The 17,367-nt window shown below is 69.8% G+C and carries 18 protein-coding genes; 10 read left to right on the forward strand and 8 right to left on the reverse strand.

Annotation, left to right across the window (positions count from 1 at the left end; translation table 11 throughout):
• Positions 1 to 59 precede the first annotated feature (59 nt).
• Entirely contained in the window at positions 60 to 1,517 is a 1,458-nt protein-coding gene (locus ACGFH6_RS09320) for a glycosyltransferase family 87 protein (protein ID WP_393383015.1), read from the forward strand.
• A 3-nt stretch (positions 1,518 to 1,520) separates the two neighbouring features.
• Here the strand turns inward: ACGFH6_RS09320 and ACGFH6_RS09325 are convergent, their stop codons facing one another.
• Positions 1,521 to 2,450 carry a threonine/serine dehydratase gene (locus ACGFH6_RS09325; protein ID WP_393381971.1) on the reverse strand — a complete coding sequence of 310 codons (930 nt, stop codon included), beginning with the start codon at positions 2,448 to 2,450 and terminating at the stop codon, positions 1,521 to 1,523.
• 83 nt (positions 2,451 to 2,533) lie between these two features.
• Here ACGFH6_RS09325 and ACGFH6_RS09330 point away from each other — a divergent pair, with 83 nt between their 5' ends.
• Positions 2,534 to 2,794 carry a WhiB family transcriptional regulator gene (locus tag ACGFH6_RS09330; RefSeq protein WP_393381973.1) on the forward strand — a complete coding sequence of 87 codons (261 nt, stop codon included), beginning with the start codon at positions 2,534 to 2,536 and terminating at the stop codon, positions 2,792 to 2,794.
• Here the strand turns inward: ACGFH6_RS09330 and ACGFH6_RS09335 are convergent.
• The 4 genes from ACGFH6_RS09335 to ACGFH6_RS09350 form a co-directional block, all read right to left on the reverse strand.
• On the reverse strand, positions 2,791 to 3,639 hold the full coding sequence (locus ACGFH6_RS09335) for a RimK family alpha-L-glutamate ligase (protein WP_393381975.1): 849 nt from the start codon (positions 3,637 to 3,639) through the stop codon (positions 2,791 to 2,793). The genes ACGFH6_RS09330 and ACGFH6_RS09335 overlap by 4 nt on opposite strands.
• A gap of 5 nt (positions 3,640 to 3,644) precedes the next feature.
• On the reverse strand, positions 3,645 to 4,880 hold the full coding sequence (locus ACGFH6_RS09340) for a glycosyltransferase 87 family protein (protein WP_393381977.1): 1,236 nt from the start codon (positions 4,878 to 4,880) through the stop codon (positions 3,645 to 3,647).
• Between the two features lie 131 nt (positions 4,881 to 5,011).
• Positions 5,012 to 6,268 carry a DUF2064 domain-containing protein gene (locus ACGFH6_RS09345; protein WP_393381979.1) on the reverse strand — a complete coding sequence of 419 codons (1,257 nt, stop codon included), beginning with the start codon at positions 6,266 to 6,268 and terminating at the stop codon, positions 5,012 to 5,014.
• Positions 6,265 to 6,915 (reverse strand): glycosyltransferase family 2 protein, encoded by a 651-nt coding sequence (locus tag ACGFH6_RS09350; protein ID WP_393381981.1) that lies wholly within the window; start codon positions 6,913 to 6,915, stop codon positions 6,265 to 6,267. The genes ACGFH6_RS09345 and ACGFH6_RS09350 overlap by 4 nt, the downstream gene beginning before the upstream one ends.
• Positions 6,916 to 7,037: 122 nt before the next feature.
• On the opposite strand from ACGFH6_RS09350, the gene ACGFH6_RS09355 reads away from it, so the two are divergent.
• Together ACGFH6_RS09355 and ACGFH6_RS09360 are read left to right on the forward strand one after the other, a co-directional pair.
• Positions 7,038 to 7,736 carry a response regulator transcription factor gene (locus ACGFH6_RS09355; protein WP_393381983.1) on the forward strand — a complete coding sequence of 233 codons (699 nt, stop codon included), beginning with the start codon at positions 7,038 to 7,040 and terminating at the stop codon, positions 7,734 to 7,736.
• On the forward strand, positions 7,733 to 8,884 hold the full coding sequence (locus tag ACGFH6_RS09360; protein WP_393381985.1) for a sensor histidine kinase: 1,152 nt from the start codon (positions 7,733 to 7,735) through the stop codon (positions 8,882 to 8,884). The genes ACGFH6_RS09355 and ACGFH6_RS09360 overlap by 4 nt, the downstream gene beginning before the upstream one ends.
• Before the next feature lie 41 nt (positions 8,885 to 8,925).
• Here ACGFH6_RS09360 and ACGFH6_RS09365 read toward each other — a convergent pair whose 3' ends face one another.
• Complete coding sequence (locus ACGFH6_RS09365; RefSeq protein ID WP_393381986.1) at positions 8,926 to 9,957, reverse strand: NAD-dependent epimerase/dehydratase family protein; 1,032 nt, start codon at positions 9,955 to 9,957, stop codon at positions 8,926 to 8,928.
• Positions 9,954 to 10,736 carry an S-methyl-5'-thioadenosine phosphorylase gene (locus ACGFH6_RS09370; RefSeq protein ID WP_393381987.1) on the reverse strand — a complete coding sequence of 261 codons (783 nt, stop codon included), beginning with the start codon at positions 10,734 to 10,736 and terminating at the stop codon, positions 9,954 to 9,956. The genes ACGFH6_RS09365 and ACGFH6_RS09370 overlap by 4 nt, the downstream gene beginning before the upstream one ends.
• An 85-nt stretch (positions 10,737 to 10,821) precedes the next feature.
• Between ACGFH6_RS09370 and ACGFH6_RS09375 the strand changes: the two genes are divergently transcribed.
• The 4 genes from ACGFH6_RS09375 (at position 10,822) to ACGFH6_RS09390 (ending at position 13,197) form a co-directional block, all read left to right on the forward strand.
• Complete coding sequence (locus tag ACGFH6_RS09375; protein WP_393381989.1) at positions 10,822 to 11,307, forward strand: hypothetical protein; 486 nt, start codon at positions 10,822 to 10,824, stop codon at positions 11,305 to 11,307.
• Positions 11,304 to 12,269 (forward strand): RNA polymerase subunit sigma-70, encoded by a 966-nt coding sequence (locus tag ACGFH6_RS09380; protein WP_393381991.1) that lies wholly within the window; start codon positions 11,304 to 11,306, stop codon positions 12,267 to 12,269. Before ACGFH6_RS09375 ends, ACGFH6_RS09380 begins: the two co-directional genes overlap by 4 nt.
• 207 nt (positions 12,270 to 12,476) lie before the next feature.
• A complete protein-coding gene (locus ACGFH6_RS09385) occupies positions 12,477 to 12,968 on the forward strand; it encodes a hypothetical protein (RefSeq protein WP_393381993.1) in 492 nt (163 codons plus the stop codon).
• Positions 12,943 to 13,197: a hypothetical protein gene (locus ACGFH6_RS09390; protein ID WP_393381994.1), complete on the forward strand. Its 255-nt coding sequence runs from the start codon at positions 12,943 to 12,945 to the stop codon at positions 13,195 to 13,197. Before ACGFH6_RS09385 ends, ACGFH6_RS09390 begins: the two co-directional genes overlap by 26 nt.
• A 3-nt stretch (positions 13,198 to 13,200) precedes the next feature.
• On the opposite strand, the gene ACGFH6_RS09395 is transcribed toward ACGFH6_RS09390, so the two are convergent.
• On the reverse strand, positions 13,201 to 14,856 hold the full coding sequence (locus ACGFH6_RS09395) for a bifunctional 3'-5' exonuclease/DNA polymerase (protein ID WP_393381996.1): 1,656 nt from the start codon (positions 14,854 to 14,856) through the stop codon (positions 13,201 to 13,203).
• A 166-nt stretch (positions 14,857 to 15,022) separates the two neighbouring features.
• Here ACGFH6_RS09395 and ACGFH6_RS09400 point away from each other — a divergent pair, with 166 nt between their 5' ends.
• Entirely contained in the window at positions 15,023 to 16,378 is a 1,356-nt protein-coding gene (locus tag ACGFH6_RS09400; RefSeq protein WP_393381997.1) for a PLP-dependent aminotransferase family protein, read from the forward strand.
• Positions 16,379 to 16,452: 74 nt separating this feature from the next.
• Complete coding sequence (gene pdxS / locus ACGFH6_RS09405) at positions 16,453 to 17,364, forward strand: pyridoxal 5'-phosphate synthase lyase subunit PdxS (protein WP_360444050.1); 912 nt, start codon at positions 16,453 to 16,455, stop codon at positions 17,362 to 17,364.
• The last annotated feature ends 3 nt before the right edge of the window (positions 17,365 to 17,367 follow it).

Here is a 17,367-nt window from a genome sequence, read left to right on the forward strand (position 1 = left end):
TCCCGGGTGGTCGGGGGTGGGTAACCTTCCCTGGTCGTTTGGGTGAGCGATAGGAGATGATGCCCACCGTGACCGGACCACGTAGCCAGGACCCGCAGGACCGGCTGACCCCGTCGGAGGTCGACCCTGCCGTTGCGGGTCTGACCGTGGGGCTCGGTGGGCCGTCGGGGCGGTTCGCCCGGCTCAGCTCGTCCTGGTGGACGCCGCTGCGGATCGCGCTCGCGGTGTGCACGGTCACCTTCGCGCTCGGCGTACTGCAGAAGGCTCCCTGCATGGAGGCCGGCTGGGACCGGCAGAGCTGGCGGCCGTTCAAGGCGCTGTGCTACTCCGACATCGGCTTCCTGTACCAGGAGCGCGGGTTCGCCGAGGGCAACCGCCCGTTCCTCGACACGGGCAACTACCCGGTCCTGGAGTACCCGGTGCTCACCGGCGGCTTCATGGAGGTCGCGGCGCGGATCACCTGGGTGATCACCGGCGACCCGAAGAACGACCACACGGTCGAGCAGAAGCGCGCCACCGCGGGCGTGTTCTTCGTCGTGAACACCGTGATGCTGTTCCTCTGCGCCCTGATCCTGGTCGGGCTGACCGTCGCCACCGCGCGCGGCGTCGAGTCGCGCCCCGGTGCGGCCCGCGGCCAGCCGATGAACGCCCTGTACGTCGCCGCCGCGCCGGTGCTGGCGCTGACGTCGACGATCAACTGGGACCTGTTCGCGGTCGTGCTCACGGCCGGGGCGATGTTCGCCTGGTCGCGCGGCAAACCGATCTGGTTCGGCGTGCTGCTCGGGCTGGGGACGGCGGCGAAGTTCTACCCGTTCCTGCTGCTCGGGCCGCTGCTGATCGTGTGTATCCGCGGTCGCAAGCTGTGGCCGTGGTTCCAGGCGGTGATCGCTACGGGCGTCTCCTGGGCACTGGTGAACGCGCCGATCTACCTGCTCGCCAAGAACGAGTGGATGTCGTTCTGGACGTTCAACGACCAGCGCGAGAGCGACTACGGATCGATCTGGTACGTGCTGAAGCTGGCCAAGCACGAGGTCGCCGACGTCAACCAGCTGAACATCGTGATCTTCGCCGGGCTGTGCCTGTCGATCGCGATCCTCGGCCTGATGGCGCCACGGCCGCCCCGCTTCGCACAGCTCGCGTTCCTGGTCGTGGCAGCGTTCCTGCTGATCAACAAGGTCTACTCACCGCAGTACGTGCTCTGGCTGCTGCCGCTGGTCGCGCTGGCCCGGCCGCGGTTGCGGGACTGGCTGATCTGGCAGGCGTGCGAGTGCTTCTACTGGATGCTGGTGTGGATGCATCTGGCCCAGTTCCTGGCGCCGGGGAATCCCGACGTACCGGACCGGATCTACTGGTTCGCCGTGGTCCTGCGGATGGCGGGGACGCTGTGGCTGATGCTCGTGGTGGCGCGCGACATCCTGCTGCCGGAGAACGATCCGGTCCGTCAAGGTGACCTGGTCGACGATCCGAGCGACGGCGTCAAGTCCGACGCCGCGCCCCGTCAGCTGGCCACCGCCTAGGCACTAGAGCATCAGCTTCGAGACGTCGAGGTTGCCGCCGCTGACCACGCTGGCGGTGACCCCGGCCGGCTGGATGCTGCCCTCGATCAGTGCGGCGAACGGCGCCGCGGCAGCGGGCTCCAGCGCGAGCTTGGTCCGCGAGATGACGAGCCGGGTCGCCTCGAGCAGCGCGTCCTCGCTGACGCGGACGACCTCGTCGACGTACTGCTGGATGAGCGGGAAGTTGCGCGTGCCGCAGACCGGCGCGGCGAGGCCGTCGGCGATCGAGCGCGCGGTCGGGAGCGTCTGGGGTTCACCGGCGGCAAGGCTGCGGCTGACCACGTCAGCCTGCTCGGGCTCGATGCCGATCACGCGGATCTCCGGCTTGACCAGCTTGACCGCCAGTGCGACACCCGAGATCAGGCCGCCGCCGCCCATCGGGACCAGGACCGTATCGAGGTCCGGGCGGTCCTCGAGGAGCTCGAGGCCGAGGCTGCCGTGGCCGGTGATCACGTCCTCGTCATCGAACGGGTGGACGCCGGTGAGCTTCCGCTCGTCCCGGATCCGCTCGTACTGACCCATCAGGTCACCCTCGACGAGCTCGACCGTGGCGCCGTACCCGCGGGCCGCGTCGATCTTGGCCTGTACGGCGGTGGTCGCCATCACCACCGTGGCCGGTACGCCGGCGTCGCGGGCAGCCCAGGCGAGCGCGCCGGCCGCGTTGCCGGCCGAGACCGTGATGACGCCGCGCTCGCGCTCCTCGGGGCTCAGCCGCAGCAGCTTGGTGAGCAGTCCGCGGACCTTGAAGCTGCCCGTCTTCTGGAACAGTTCGGCCTTCAGGACCAGGTCGGCGCCGAAGCGCTCGTTGAGCGCGGTCGAGGTGACCATCGGCGTGCGGTGGATGCGGCCTCGCAGTTGGTGCGCGGCCAGGCGGATGTCGTCGAGCGTCGGCATACCCCTGACGATAAATGTCTAGTAAGTCGGTCATATTTCGAGACATGGCTCGGCGATGCCGGCGGCGGATCTACCGTCGACGCATGAGGCCGACGCTGACAGTGATCGCGGATCCCATCGACCGCTGGATGAGCCGGGCCGCGTGTATCGGCAAGGCGCCGGCGTACGACGAATCCGCGTCGCGCTGGGAACAGCGTGAGGCCCGTCGCGTGTGCCTGACCTCGTGCCCGGTGCTGGAGGAGTGCCGGGAGTGGGCTCGCCGGACGAAGTACACCGGGACGGCGGCGGGCGAAAGCCTGCTCGAGGGCCGCCGCCGGGGCCGCCCGGAGGCGGCCGCGAGCTAGACGCGGGCGGCGACGGTGGCGGCTAGTTTGTGGGTTGCTTCGGGGGACTGGGGGAGGTACAGGTAGGGCTCGATGAGCTCGAGCTCCATCAGGAGGAAGCGGCCGTTGACGACGACGCCGTCGACGCGGGCGTAGGCCGGTCGGGGACCGGCGGTGGCGAGTGCCCTCTGCGCGTTCTCGAGGATGTCCGGCGACGGCTCGGTGACCGTCGCGTGGCCGCCGTACTCCTCCTGGACCCGGTAGTCGCCGGCCGCCGGGCGCTTCACGACGGCGTGAGTGAACTCGCCGTCGATGAACATCAGCGACCACTCGCCGTCGGTCTGGATCTCGGGCAGGAACGGCTGGACCAGGTACACGATGTCGGGGAGTTCGTCGATCGCCTGGGTGAGTTCAGGCGAACCGGCCACGCCGCGGACGGTGTGGCGGGCGGTCGCGCTCACGGTCGGCTTGATCACGATCTCCTGGCCGTCGAGCCCGGCGACGACCTCGCGCAGGCACGCTCCGGCCGCGATCTGCGACGGCACGATCGCGACGCCGCGCTCGCGCAGTTCGAGCAGGTAGCGCTTGTCGCCGTTCCAGCGGACCAGACCACTGTCGTTGAAGACCGGTACGCCGCCCTTGTCGACGAGCGCGAGCCATTCGGTGAACTCGTCGTACCGCAAGTGGTAGTCCCACACCGAGCGGAGCAGGACCCCGTCGTAGGCGGACCAGTCGACCGACGGGTCGGTCCAGACCTCCGCGACCGGGTCGAGGCCGGCGGCACGGAGGGCGTCGACGAGCGGGAGGTCATGCGCGTGTAGCTCGGCGTGTTCCGCCGAGGTTGCGAGGGCGATGCGTTTCGTCACGCCGATCAGTGTTGGTTGGTCGCCGCGATCCCGTCAAACCGCTTTGGTGTAACGGATCTGTGACGCAGCGTGAGTCCAGTGAGGACGACGACCGCCGCGGTGAGGTGGATCAGGCCCTGCCGGGTCTCATGCCCGAAGCTCGCGTAGGCCAGGTACGACGCCAGCGGTACAGCGAGCCATTCGGGGCGCTGGGCCAGGGCCGCGAGGGCGATCAGGGGGAGGCCGTACCACGGGTACGTCGGGGTGGCGACGAGGAGTGCGGCGCCGTACAACCAGCAGCACGTGATCGCGATCGGTTCGTGGCGGGCGCGCCAGAGGGCCAGGGCGGCGAGGCCGATCGCGAGGGCGGCCGCGACGAGTTGCCGGGCCTCAGGAGGCAGCAGGAGCGCGAGACTCGCCGATCGGGAGCTGCCGTCGGAGAACCCTTCCTGGGTGAGGTAGCCGGGCAGGAATCCGAGGACCAAGGTGCCTGCGGCAAGCAGGTGCGGGAGGTAGCAGGCGAGAAAGGTGCCGATGGCAACGAGGCTGGAGCGTCGGCGGAAGGCGGGGAGGAGGAGTAGCGGCAGGAGTTTGACGCCGGCGGCCGCGCCGAGGATCACGCCGGCGAGTTTCGGGCGGCGGGCGGCGGTCATCACAGCTGCCGTGATCAGGAGCGCGGCGAGGACGTCGATGTGCGCGGCGTTGCCGGCTTCGAGGGCGACGATCGGTGACCAACCCCACAACGCGGCCCAGCGAGGATCGCTTACCGCGAGTAGCCAGGTCAGCGCGATCGCGAGCAACGCGGCCGCGATCTGGAGGCCGAGGGTGCCCACGGACCACGGTGTGACGAAGGCGACAACGGTGAAGTACGCCTGCGCGACGGGCGGGTAGATGGTCGGCACCCGGGGGCGGTTGATCCGCGTTCTGGGGTCGTCGGTGGATAGTGCGGCGAGTGCCGCTGGATCCTTCGGGAGGCGCGGGGGACCGGTCACTCCCGATCTGTCTGTCGGTGACAGCCCTGGAAACAGCACCGGATCCCTCAGTTGCGCCAACGCGTCGTCCAACGGCACATGCGAGTACGGCGAACTCCCCGACAACTGCACCCGTCCGTCCCACACGTACCGATAGGCATCCGTGCTGGTGATCGGCGCATGCACCACGCCCGGCAGCTGACAAACCCCAGCAACCACGACAACCGCCACCACGCCTAGCCGTCGTCCGAACCGCCACACCACCCCCGCAACCACCAAGCTCCCCGCCACCAACACCAGGTTCGGCCACCACTGCCTCCCCGCCGCCACAACCACACCGATGGCAACCCCCACTGCCAAGCCCCCAGCAACCACCCCACTGCTGCTCGGGACCGCTATCCGCGACCTCACCCGTTCAGGCATCAGGCGGTGGGGCGGAGGGTCAGGAAGGCGCGGTGGCCGGCGCGCCAGTCTTCGGTGGGGTGGAGGTGGACGGCGTGCGCGTGCCGGAGCAGGGCGCGAGTCCCTACCCTTGCCCACGGCAACGGAGTCGACCGCCGCCCGGTGGAACTGCGCAGGACGATCGGCGCCGTCTCGTCCAGATCGTCGTCGGGATCGACCTCGACCAGGACCAAGCCGTCGGGCCGGACCAACTCGGCACAGCGGCGCAGCAGATCGGCTGGGTCCCCGCCGATGCCGATGTTGCCGTCCATCAACAGCACGCTGCCCCAGCGCCCCTCACCCGGAAGCCGGTCCTGGACCGGTCGCCGGAGCGCGGCCGCGCCACGCGACGTGGTCAGCGACACCGCCTGCGGCGAGATGTCGACCCCAAGAGCGGGGATGCCGCGTTCGGCCAGCGCTGTCACAATCCGGCCGGGCCCGCACCCGACGTCCAGCACCGGCCCCTCGCACCGGCTCAACGCCAGCCGATCCACCTCATCCGCCGGAGACCGCCACCGATCCAGCTCCGACAACGACGGCACAGTCCGCCCATCGATGCCAGTGGCAACCACCCTCGTCGTACCACCCAACGCCTGTTCGAACAGCAGCCCTGGATGCGCCGCGTGCTGCAACCGCCGGTACAACCGCGACACCCGCAACGACGGATGCGCCGCCGCGATCACCGACGCGTCCCAAGGCGTGTCCATGTCCCGCAACGTCGGCAGCAACAACACCCGCAGCCCGAGATCCTGCAGCCGCCGCAGCTGATCCCGCCCGGTGTGATCCGTCGACATCGGTACGCCGATCAGCGCGCGAGCATCCGGTCTGCGCAGCCCGAGACACCAGTAGCCGCCGTCCTCGGTCAGCCCGAGCACCGCGTCGTACCCGGACCAACGGACACCCAGCAGGCCTGCCGTGAGTTGCGGCGTGTCCATCCCGACAAGCAGCATCGGCGTACCGTCGAAAGCGTCCTCGAAGGCCGCGGCAAGCCGCTCGTCCAGCCCGTCGCCGCGCTGCCCGATCACCTCGAACCCGTCCGGGAGCCACGGCCCTGGATCGCCGTCGAGCGCAAGGACACGGCGGGACGCGCGCGCCGAACGGACCGTGTTCAGCGTGTCCACCAGCGACGCCCGCGCCAGCGCGGCAGCTTCGTGCGCGGTGAACTCGGTCTGCAGTCGCGTCTTGACCCGGCCCGCCACCGGCTCCTTCGCGATGACGATCAGAGTCCCGCGGTTCATCCGGCCAGCACCTTCGACATGTCGAGCAGGGCCCGGGCAGCACCGAGCGGCGTACCGGTGACCTTGGAACGCCCGGATCGAGGCCGGTAGTCCACGTCGACCTCGGCGATCCGCCAGCCGCCCTCGGCGGCGCGGACCACGGTCTCCAGCGGATAGCCCGATCGCCGATCGCGGAGGTCCAGGGCCAGCAACGCCGACCGGCGCGCGGCCCGCATCGGTCCGAGATCGTGCAACGCCACGCCGGTACGGCGTCGGATCCGCCGGGACAGCTCGGCGTTGGCCAGCCGCAGGTGCCACGGCCAGGAACGCCGGGAGAGCGCCCTACGGCGTCCCACCATGAGATCGACCGTGCCCGCAAGAACAGGCGCCGTCACCCGGCCCAGCTGCCGCGGATCGAGCGATGCGTCCGAGTCCATGAACGCCACCACCTCGGCCTCGGCCGCTTCCAGACCGGCATGACACGCTGCGCCGTACCCGCGGATCTCGCACCGGACCACCGACGCGCCGAAGCGCGCGGCGATCTCCGGCGACCCGTCGGTGGAACCGTTGTCGACGACAACGGCCCGGACGCCCACGGGCAGCCGTTCGAGCACCCAGGGCAGCGCCGCCGCCTCGTTCAGGCACGGCAGGATGAGATCGACTGACACTCTTCGACCGTAGGGACAATCGCCTGTCGCGGGGCGCCGGACCTGGCTACCGCTCGCTTACGGCCGGTGTCACCCGGGGAGCACCGCGCACGGCCCCTGCCCGGAGGATCTAGGCTCTGATCGTGGCTACTCGTGTACTCGTCGTCGACGACGACCCGACCGTGTCCAATGTCGTCTCGGCGTACCTGACCAAGGCCGGGTACGACGCCCGGGTGGTGGCCGACGGTGTCGCCGCGGTCGAGGTCTGGCAGCAGTGGAAGCCCTCGGTCGTCATCCTGGACGTGATGCTGCCCCGACTGTCCGGGCTGGAGGTGCTGCGCCGGATGCGCGCGGCGGACGACGGGGCCGCGGTGATCATGCTGTCCGCCCGGGGCGAGGAGGAGGACCGACTGGTCGGGCTCGAGGTCGGCGCGGACGACTACGTGGTCAAGCCGTTCAGCCCGCGCGAGCTCACGCTGCGGGTGCAGGCGATGCTGCGCCGCGAGGAACGCCTGGCCGGCCTCGATCTGACCCCGACGAAGCTGAGCTCAGGCCCGGTCACGATCGATACGGCTGCCCGGCTCGCGTCTCTGGACGGCAAGGAGCTGTCGCTGACGCATCGCGAGTTCGACCTGCTGGCGTTCCTGGTGTCGCACGCCGGCAAGGCGTACACGAAGGCTGAACTGCTCCGGCGCGTGTGGGGCTGGGACTTCGGCGACTCCTCGACGGTCATCGTCCACGTACGCAGGCTGCGGGAGAAGCTCGAGGCGGATCCGTCCGATCCGCGGCTGGTGGTGACCGTGCCGCGGACGGGCTACCGGTTCGTCGGGGATACCGAATGAACCGAGACATGGTCACGATCCTCGCGCTCACCACGCTGTGGACGCTGGTGGTCGCGGCGATCGGCGGCGCGATCCTGTGGCAGTTCCGGCGCCGCTCGCTGCGCATCACGATGATCGTGGCGGCGCTGGCGCCGATGGCGGCCGCGCTCGCGGCGGTGCTGCAGAGCGTGCGGGCGATGTTCATCTCCGAGCACGACTCGTGGGTGGTGCTGTGGACGCTGGCGTTCGCGGCCCTGCTCGGGCTGGGGATGTCGGTGCTCCTCGGGCAATGGATCAGCACCGGATCGCGCGAGGTCGGCCGTCGGCTGCGCCAGCTGGGTACGTCGTACGAGCCGTCGGCGGTGGTCAGCGGCGCGGTCCCGGCGGAGCTGGCGGCGCTCACGGAAGAGTTGGAGATGACGCGGCGCAAGCTCGCCGCGTCCCACGAGCGCGAGCGTGCGCTCGAGTCCAGCCGCCGGGAGCTGGTCGCGTTCATGTCGCACGATCTTCGTACGCCGCTCACCGGGTTGCGGGCGGTCTCGGAGGGACTCGAGGACGGCGTGGTCGAGGACGTGCCGGGAGCGCTGCGGCAGATGCGATCGACGGTCGACCGGATGACCGGGCTGGTGGACGACCTGTTCGAGCTGTCGCGGTTGTCCGCCGCGCCCTTACCTCGGCGGCGGTCCGCTGTCAGTCTGCGCGAGCTCGTCGACGATGTGGCGGGGGAGAACGGTGAACACGCACGGGCGTCCGGCGTACGGCTGGCGGTCTCGACCCCGGGTGGTGACGATCGGCTCGCCGTCCAGGGCGATCCGGACGAGCTGACCCGAGCGGTGACGAACCTGGTCGGCAACGCGATCCGTCACACCGAACCGGGCGGGACGGTCACGCTGACAGTGGACCGTGAGCCCGACGGGCGGGTGCGGCTCGCGGTGACCGACGCATGTGGCGGCATTCCCGCCGACGATCTGGAGCGCGTCTTCGACGTCGGCTGGCGCGGCGACGAGCAACGGACGCCCGCCAACGCACCTGGCTCGAGCGGCGGCGGCCTGGGCCTGGCCATCGCCCGCGGCGTCGTTGAGTCCCACGACGGCACCATCGGCGTCACGAACGTCGCGGGCGGCTGCGCCTTCCAGATAGACCTCCCCCCGGTCACAGCCAACAACTGAACCTTCCACCTCAGCGCCCTCCGGCGCTGTGTTCCTCCGGCTCAGGTTGCTCCGGGGGATCGGACGAGATCCTTGATGCCTGTGGCCAGGTCGTAGGTCGGTTTCCAGCCCAGGTTGTCGCGGAGGCGATCGGAGTTCGCGGTGATGTGGCGGACGTCGCCGAGGCGGTATTGGCCGGTGGTGACTGGAGTCGGCCCGTGGTAGGCGCGGGCGAGTTCGGCGGCTACGTCGCCGATCGTGTGGACGGTGCCGCTGCCGACGTTGTAGGCGGTGAATCGCTCGGAGAGCGCTCCTGCGGCGGCGCTGACGGCGGTGGCGATGTCGTGGACATGGATGAAGTCACGGCGTTGCCGGCCGTCCTCGAAGACCGTCGGTGCCTCGCCCCGCTCCAGCGCGGACCGGAAGATCGCCGCGACTCCGGCGTACGGCGTGTTCCGTGGCATGCCGGGGCCGTAGACGTTGTGAAACCGGAGAGCGCTCACTCGGCCGTCTGTCTCGCGCGCCCACGAGGCTGCCAGGTGTTCCCCGTTGAGCTTGCTGGCCGCGTACGCGTTCCGCGGATCGAGTACGGCGTCCTCCTCGACGAGACCGGGTCGGAGCTGGGCGCTGCACCGCGGGCAGGGCGGCTCGAACCGCCCGGCGTCGAGATCCTCGGTCCGGCGCGGGCCGGGTGCGACGTGGCCGTGTACGTCGCAGTCGTAGCGGCCCTCGCCGTACACGACCATCGAGCTGGCGTAGATGAAGCGCCGGATCTTCGCGTGCGCGAGTCCGCGGAGGAGGACCGCCGTACCGAGGCTGTTGCTGGAGACGTAGTCGTCCAGGTCGTCGAGATCGACACCGAGACCGACCTTCGCGGCCAGGTGGACGACGGTGTCGATGCCGTGAAGCGCATCGCGGACGATCTCGGCATCGCGGACGTCGCCCACGATCAGCCCGGGTTGCGGCGCGGGCTGGTGTGCGTGGACGTCGGGGCGGAAGGAATCGAGAATGACGACCTCGTGGCCCTCGGCGACGAGTTGGGTGTGGACGTGCCGGCCGATGAAGCCGGCGCCGCCGGTCAGCAGAACCCTCACCAGAGATCCTCCGCCGCCGTACCGTCGAGCACATGCTGGCAGCCGCAGTCTGCATCCGGCTTCGGCAGCTGACTGATGACATCGGTGACGAGACCCCTGAGTCGCTCGATGCTGTGCCCGAAGGCCTGGAGGACCTCGGCCTGCGTGACGCCGGTGCCGGTCTCCACACCCGCATCGTGGTCGGTGACGACCGCGATCGAGGTGTAGCAGAGCGCGAGTTCCCGTGCGATGGACGCCTCGGGTACGCCGGTCATGCCGACGACCGACCACCCTTGTGCGGCATGCCACCGAGACTCCGCGCGCGTGGAGAACCGCGGCCCGTTGATCACCACCATCGTGCCGCCCGGTACGACGTTGCCGGTAGCAATCACCGTGGCCCGGCCGACCGGGCAGTACGGGTCAGCGGCCGACGTGTGGACCACCGGCGTCTCGTCGTACACCGTGTGCGCGCGTCCCCAGGTGCGGTCGACGTACTGATCTGGGACGACGAACGTCCCGGGCGTGAGCTCGGGTTTGAGGGAGCCGACCGCGCACGGCCCGAGGACCTGGCGGACGCCGAGCGACCGCAGCGCCCAGAGATTGGCGCGATAGTTGACGCGATGCGGTGGGAAGCGGTGGTCCGCGCCGTGCCGGGGGATGAACGCCACCTCGCGACCGTCGAGGTCACCGACGACCGGCGGCTCGCTGGGCGCGCCGAACGGGGTGTCGACCTCGACAGGTTTCGCGTCGGCCAGGAACGAGTAGAAGCCGGAACCGCCGATCACACCGATGTCAGCCATGGTCCCGACGCTAGTGGCGGCCGGAGCGGCGACTACCGGATTCGCCTCGACCGTCAGCGCTCCGTAAGGGTGATCGAATAGGTTCGTGAAGGTGTCCTGGGCGCTGCTCGCGATCGGCGTGGTGCTGCTGCTGTTCGGCGCCTACGCGAGCTGGACGGCCGGGCGGCTGGATCGCCTGCACCACCGGGTCGATCTCGCCCGGGCGTCACTGGAGACGGAGCTCGCCCGGCGTTCCGCTCTGGTCGGGGAGCTGGGCGGCAGTGGGATCCTCGACCCCGCGTCGGCCCTGTTGCTGCTGGACGCGGCGCATCGTGCCCGGACCGCGTCGCCGGAGGAGCGCGAGCAGCGGGAGTCGGCACTGACCCGCGCGATCCATGCCACCGGCACCGATGTGGAGCCGTGGACGGCTGAGCTGAACCTGGCGATGCGGCGGGTCCAGTTGGCACGCCGCTTCCACAACGACATCGTGGTGTCGACGCGCGAGCTGCGCCGGCGGCGGCTGGTGAGCTGGTTCCGGCTGGCCGGGCACGCGCCGATGCCGAGCACGATCGAGCTGGAGGACGGCAGGTGAGCACCGACTTCGAGGACCTCGAGAAGTACCGGCATGAGCTGCGGGTGCACTGCTACCGGATGCTCGGCTCGTACGACGAGGCCGAGGACATGGTCCAGGAGACGTTCCTGCGGGCGTGGCGCCGGCGCGACGACTTCGAGGGCCGCTCTTCGCTGCGCGCCTGGCTCTACCGGATCGCGACCAACGCCTGCATCGACGACGTACGGCGACCGCAGCGGGTCCTCCCGTATCAGCTCGAACCGGCGTCGTTCCCAGCCACCGCATTGCCGCCTCGCGAGGACCTGCCGTGGCTGCAGCCGTTCCCCGACGTACTGCTCGACCGTGCCGAGGAGCCGGACGCCCAGGTGGTACGCCGGGAGACGATCGAGCTGGCGTTCTTGGTGGCGATCCAGCAGCTGCCACCGCGGCAACGCGCCGTACTCATCTTCCGCGACGTCCTCGGCTGGCCCGCTCGCGAGACCGCAACCGCCACCGACCTGACCGTCGCGGCCGTCAACTCGGCCCTCCAACGCGCCCGACCGGTCCTCCGCGACCACCTGCCCCCACACCGCTCCGAGTGGTCCGCCACCCCCTCATCCGCCGACGAACAAGCCCTCCTCCGCAAGTACGTCGCCGCTTGGGAAGCCGGCGACCCCGACGCCCTGGTCGCGCTGATGCACGAGGACGTCCGCATCACCATGCCGCCGTACCCCTTCTGGTTCGAAGGCCTCATCGCCGCCCGCCGCTCCCTGGCCCCCAACCTCGACCCGGCCTACCGCGGCCACTGGCGCTTCCTCCCCACCACCGTCAACCGCCAACCCACCCTCGCCGCCTACCTGAAACCCCCAGACGCCCCTAGCTACACCCTCTTCGGCCTGGACATCTTCCGAGTCGAACGAGGCCTGATCGCCGAAATAACCGCCTACGAAACCGCCAACCCCACCCACTACGCCCTGCCCGCTCAACCACCTGCCGACTGCTGACCTGGGACGTGGCATCCACCGGACGTCCGTACCGACGGACGGGTAGTAGTCGACCGGCCGGTCCAGCCGGCCGCGCTGACCTGTCGGCCTGACCTGGTTCTGGGCGACTACTACCCGTTCTTCGGTACGTTGCCTCGTGCCGGCGGTCACCCGCGAAGGGCTCCGCCGAGGTCATTCCTGAAGGTTGAGACGCCGAGGAGGCGCGCCGTGGGCGGTGACGGAGTGGGGGAGTGGGTCGAGTGGGTGGACGTTGTTGCGCGCATGCCTTGGTTGACGACGGAGCCGTACTTGTTGGAGAGGCGTGAGCTCGAGGCCACACTGCGCGGGCTGGAGGAGTTGGGGTTTCGAGTGGTGCGGGCGGATGCGCCGGACGGAGGGGATCTCGAGGAGGCGTTGCTCATCGAGTTGAGTGCGCGGTTGGGGTTCTCGCCGCTCGGTGCGGGGAGTTGGGCCGCCTTCAACGATCGGTTGTGGGATCTGCTGACGGCACGTGACGAGCCGCCGGTGGCGGTGGTGATCGACGGGGCCGACCGGCTGTTGCGGCGGAGCCTGCACACGTTCGTGCGGTGCGTTCACAACCTGCTGTCCCTGACCGAAGGAGTCGGGCTGTCGGACACCCAGGCCCAGCGTCAGGTCGAGTACTTCTTCGTAGGCGAATGGGGTGGTGATGCGGATGGACGTGGTGATCAGCGTTCCTGAGTACGACGTACAGCGCGGCCTGCGGGTCGAATGGGAGGACGGCTTCGAGATCGGTGTGGACGTTGACCGAGCCGAGGTCCGGGTGGTGGCGAATCGGGTCGGATTGGTCTCGCTGGCGCGGCATCTACTGACGCTGGCGCAAGCGGAGGTGTCGAGCGGAACTCACCTGCACTTGACGGCTGATCAGGAGCTCGACTCGGCCGTGGACCTGATTCTCGAGCGCCGGTGAGGTCTACTTCGCGTCGGCGTACGTTTTCACTGTGGCGGTGGTGAAGGCGAAGTGGGCGGGGGTGGGGCCGAAGGTGAGGGTGCCGGCTAGGTTGCCGGCGGTTTGGATGGCTTCGGCGACGGTGGGGGCCTCTTCGGTGGGGCAGTGGACTATGACCTCGTCGTGCTGGAAGAAGACGAGTTCTGCCTTGAGGTCTGCGAGAGATTGGCGGAGGGCGGCGAGCATCAGGAGGGCCCAGTCGGCGGCGGATCCCTGGACGACGAAGTTGCGGGTGAAGCGGCCGCGGGCTCGTGCGTGGCGGGCGTCGGTCTGGGGCTCGTCGGCGGGTGGACCTTCGAGCATCGCGTCGTCGAGCGGGGCGCCCGCGGGTGGGCAGGTGCGGCCGAGCCAGGTGCGGACGAGGCGGCCTTCCTCGCCGGCGCGCGCGGCGTCGTCGACGTACGCGACTGCCAACGGGAAGCGTCGGCGCAGCATGGCCAGGTTCTTCAGGCCGTCGCCGGACGTCTGGCCATAGATCGCGCCGAGTACGGCGAGCTTCGCCTTGGCGCGGTCACCGGAGAACGCCTGGTCCGACACAGCCTTGTACAGATCACCGGGATCGCTCGAGACCTCCATCAGCGCCGGGTCGCGGGAGATCGCGGCCAGGATGCGCGGCTCGAGCTGGGACGCGTCCGCGACCACAAGGCTCCAGCCGGGGTCGGCGACGACCGCGCGACGGATCACCTTGGGGATCTGCAGACCGCCACCGCCATTGGTGATCCAGCGCCCGGAGACTGTCCCGCCAGGCACGAACCCGGGCCGGAAGCGACCGTCGTGCACCCAGTCCTGCAGCCACGACCACCCGTTCGCCGTGTAGATCCGATAGAGCTTCTTGTACTCGACCAGCGGCGCCACCGCCGGATGATCGATCGTCTCCAGCTCCCATCGGCGCGTCGACTTCAGCTGGTACCCGGCCTGTTTGAACGCCTTCAGCACATCCGCCGGCAGATCCGGACGGACCCGGCGCCCGAACGCCGCCGACACCTCGTCCGCGAGCTCGGTCAGCCGCCGCGGCTCGCCCGTCCCGCCGAACCGATCCCCGAGCAGCTCGGCCAACACTGCCCGATGAGCGTCCGAGCTCCAGGGCAACCCCGCCCGGTCCATCTCCGCGGCGACCAGCATCCCCGACGATTCCGATGCCGTGAGCAACCGCATCCGGTCCGGGTGCTCCGCCTCCCCATGCCGCCGGAGCTGGTCGGCGTACACCCGGAGCAGCGCCTCGAACGCGACCGGCTCCTCCTGGATCTCGAACAAGGACGACTGCTCACCTGGTACGACGGCCCGCAGCGGCGGATCCGGTGGGACCGGCCCACCACTCAGCCGCCCCCAAGCCGCAGCCGCGGAACGAGGCTCGCCCAACCGCCCCGCGTGCCCGAGCAACAACCCTTCGCTGTTCTCGATGTCGTAGCAGCGCTCCACCCGTACGCCGCCGGCCAGCAACCGTGGATAGATCTCGGCCGAAGACCGCCACACCCACCGAGACACCTGCGGACGCGAACCGACCGCGCCCGCCAGCGAAGGCTCGTGCAGCACCGGACCGGCAGGCTGCCCGTCCGGATGCAAGGCGACGAGCACAGCCCCGCCACCCTCATCCGGCGCAATCGCCCACCGCTCGTCCACCTCCCAATCCTCACACCCCCCACCGACAATCCGGCCGTCCGCGCGGAAGACGGTTCGATGGTGGCTTGTTCGGCGGCTGGCGCGTTGTACGGCGTCAGTGGCGAAACAACCCGCCAGCCAGCCACCGGAGCGACCGCCGTCAGGCCAGTGGTGTCAGACTGGACTTATGTGGCGGGAGATGGATCTCGACCCGGCGGACGGGACGAAGACCGAGCAGGTCGAGGCGCTGGTCCTGCGCCGGATCGAGCGCGGCGACCTCTCCATCGGCTCGCGGCTCCCGTCGGAACGCGTGCTGGCCGATCGACTCGGTGTGAGCCGGGTGACCGTGGTACGGGCGCTGGACCAACTGCGCACGGACGGCGTACTCGAGACCAAGCGAGGCTCCGGCACCCACGTACGACCACTGGACCGCCTGCTGGACCCGATCGCACCGGCCTCGACCGTCACGGCGGGCGACGAGCCCGTCCTCGACCTCCGGTTCGCAACCACAGCGGCGCCGCACGACGTGGCGGAAGTAGCAGCCCAGGTCGTCGAGGATGCTCTACCGCACGCCATGGGCGGAGACGGACCGCCGCCGGGCGGGTCGCTGGAACTGCGCCAAGCCTTGGCGGAGCGGCTCACGATCGAGGGCGTGCCGACCGAGCCGGACCAGCTCACGCTGACCGTGGGCGCAGCCGCCGGACTGAACGCCGCACTGGCCGGACTGGACCTCGGACCGGGCGTGGCGATCACCGAGACACCGACGTACCCCGCCGCCTTCGACCTGCTCCGCAAGCACCGCCTCGACGTGGCCGGCTGGCCGGCAGGTGTCTGGGACACCGACCAACTCGCCCACCTCTGCCGGCGGCACCGCCCCAAGGTCATCTACCTCCAGGCCGACAACCACAACCCAACCGGCCTGAGCATCCCGGCGGATCGCCGTACGACGATCATCGAGATCGCCCGCAGGTACGGCGCCGCGTTGATCAGCGACGAGACCATGCGACCGCTCTGGCTGGCCAGTGGGGAACAAGCCGAGCCACTGAGTCGCTACCCGCGCACTGTGAGTGTCGGCTCGCTCTCGAAGACGGTGTGGGGCGGACTCCGCGTCGGCTGGGTCCGGACCGGCAAGCAGCTCCGCAGACGCATCAACACGGCCGCCCAGCTCAGTGTGGCGTCGCCCAGCGCTCTCGACGACCTCCTGGCCCAGGCGATCATCCAGAAGCTCGACAAAGTGATCGGCCGCCGCCGTACCCGGCTGAGGGCCAACCTGATGGCGCTGGAGTCCGGTCTGAAGACGCTCGACGGTGTGGCCTGGCCCACCCCGACGGGAGGTATGACGCTCTGGCTCGAGCTGACCGAAGTACGCGCGCGACGGGTGCTGGAGGCGGCAAGGGAGCACGGGCTGCTGCTGGGGGCCGGAGACCTCTTCACGCCGGAAGGCACGGACCGGCGTCACATCCGCATTCCGTTCACCGCGCCACCCGCGACACTCCGGCTGGTGGTGGCCCGTCTGGGGGCGGCGCTGTCTCAGTCCACTTGATTCGAGGTGGACTGAGGATCGGTGCCTGCCGCCCCCTAATCTGGAGGCAGGAGCCCCACGAGCAGGAGGACGCAGTGACCGAGAACCAGACCCCCCAGACCGGCCCCGAGACTGGCACCGCGAAGGTCAAGCGCGGGATGGCCGAGATGCTCAAGGGCGGCGTGATCATGGACGTCGTCACCGCCGAGCAGGCCAAGATCGCCGAGGACGCCGGTGCGGTCGCGGTGATGGCGCTGGAGCGGGTCCCGGCCGACATCCGCGCGCAGGGCGGCGTCTCCCGGATGAGCGACCCGGACATGATCGACAGCATCATCAACGCTGTCTCGATCCCGGTGATGGCCAAGGCCCGGATCGGTCACTTCGTCGAGGCGCAGGTGCTGCAGAGCCTCGGTGTGGACTACATCGACGAGTCCGAGGTGCTCACCCCGGCCGACTACGCCAACCACATCGACAAGTGGCAGTTCACCGTGCCGTTCGTCTGCGGTGCGACCAACCTGGGCGAGGCGCTGCGCCGGATCACCGAGGGTGCGGCGATGATCCGCTCCAAGGGCGAGGCCGGCACCGGTGACGTGTCCAACGCGACCACCCACATGCGCCAGATCCGGCAGGAGCTCCGCAAGCTGCAGGGCCTCCCGGAGGACGAGCTGTACGTCGCCGCCAAGGAGCTGCAGGCGCCGTACGAGCTGGTCAAGGAGGTCGCGCAGGCCGGCAAGCTCCCGGTGGTGCTGTTCACCGCCGGTGGCATCGCCACCCCGGCCGACGCCGCGATGATGATGCAGCTCGGCGCCGAGGGCGTGTTCGTCGGCTCCGGCATCTTCAAGTCCGGCAACCCGGCCCAGCGCGCCGAGGCGATCGTGAAGGCGACCACCTTCTACGACGACCCCGACGTGATCGCCAAGGTCTCCCGCGGCCTGGGCGAGGCCATGGTCGGCATCAACGTCGACGAGATCCCGCAGCCGCACCGGCTCGCCGAGCGCGGCTGGTGACCA

Source organism: Kribbella sp. NPDC049227 (genome assembly GCF_043197265.1).
Taxonomy (GTDB): domain Bacteria; phylum Actinomycetota; class Actinomycetes; order Propionibacteriales; family Kribbellaceae; genus Kribbella.

Coding starts and splice junctions, on each gene's coding strand:
- ACGFH6_RS09370 (WP_393381987.1), bottom strand. CDS start 10,736: ATGGCTGACATCGGTGTGATCGGCGGTTCCGGCTTCTACTCGTTCCTG.
- ACGFH6_RS09390 (WP_393381994.1), top strand. CDS start 12,943: ATGGACGTGGTGATCAGCGTTCCTGAGTACGACGTACAGCGCGGCCTG.
- ACGFH6_RS09345 (WP_393381979.1), bottom strand. CDS start 6,268: ATGAACCGCGGGACTCTGATCGTCATCGCGAAGGAGCCGGTGGCGGGC.
- ACGFH6_RS09320 (WP_393383015.1), top strand. CDS start 60: ATGCCCACCGTGACCGGACCACGTAGCCAGGACCCGCAGGACCGGCTG.
- ACGFH6_RS09360 (WP_393381985.1), top strand. CDS start 7,733: ATGAACCGAGACATGGTCACGATCCTCGCGCTCACCACGCTGTGGACG.
- ACGFH6_RS09330 (WP_393381973.1), top strand. CDS start 2,534: ATGAGGCCGACGCTGACAGTGATCGCGGATCCCATCGACCGCTGGATG.
- ACGFH6_RS09400 (WP_393381997.1), top strand. CDS start 15,023: ATGTGGCGGGAGATGGATCTCGACCCGGCGGACGGGACGAAGACCGAG.
- ACGFH6_RS09325 (WP_393381971.1), bottom strand. CDS start 2,450: ATGCCGACGCTCGACGACATCCGCCTGGCCGCGCACCAACTGCGAGGC.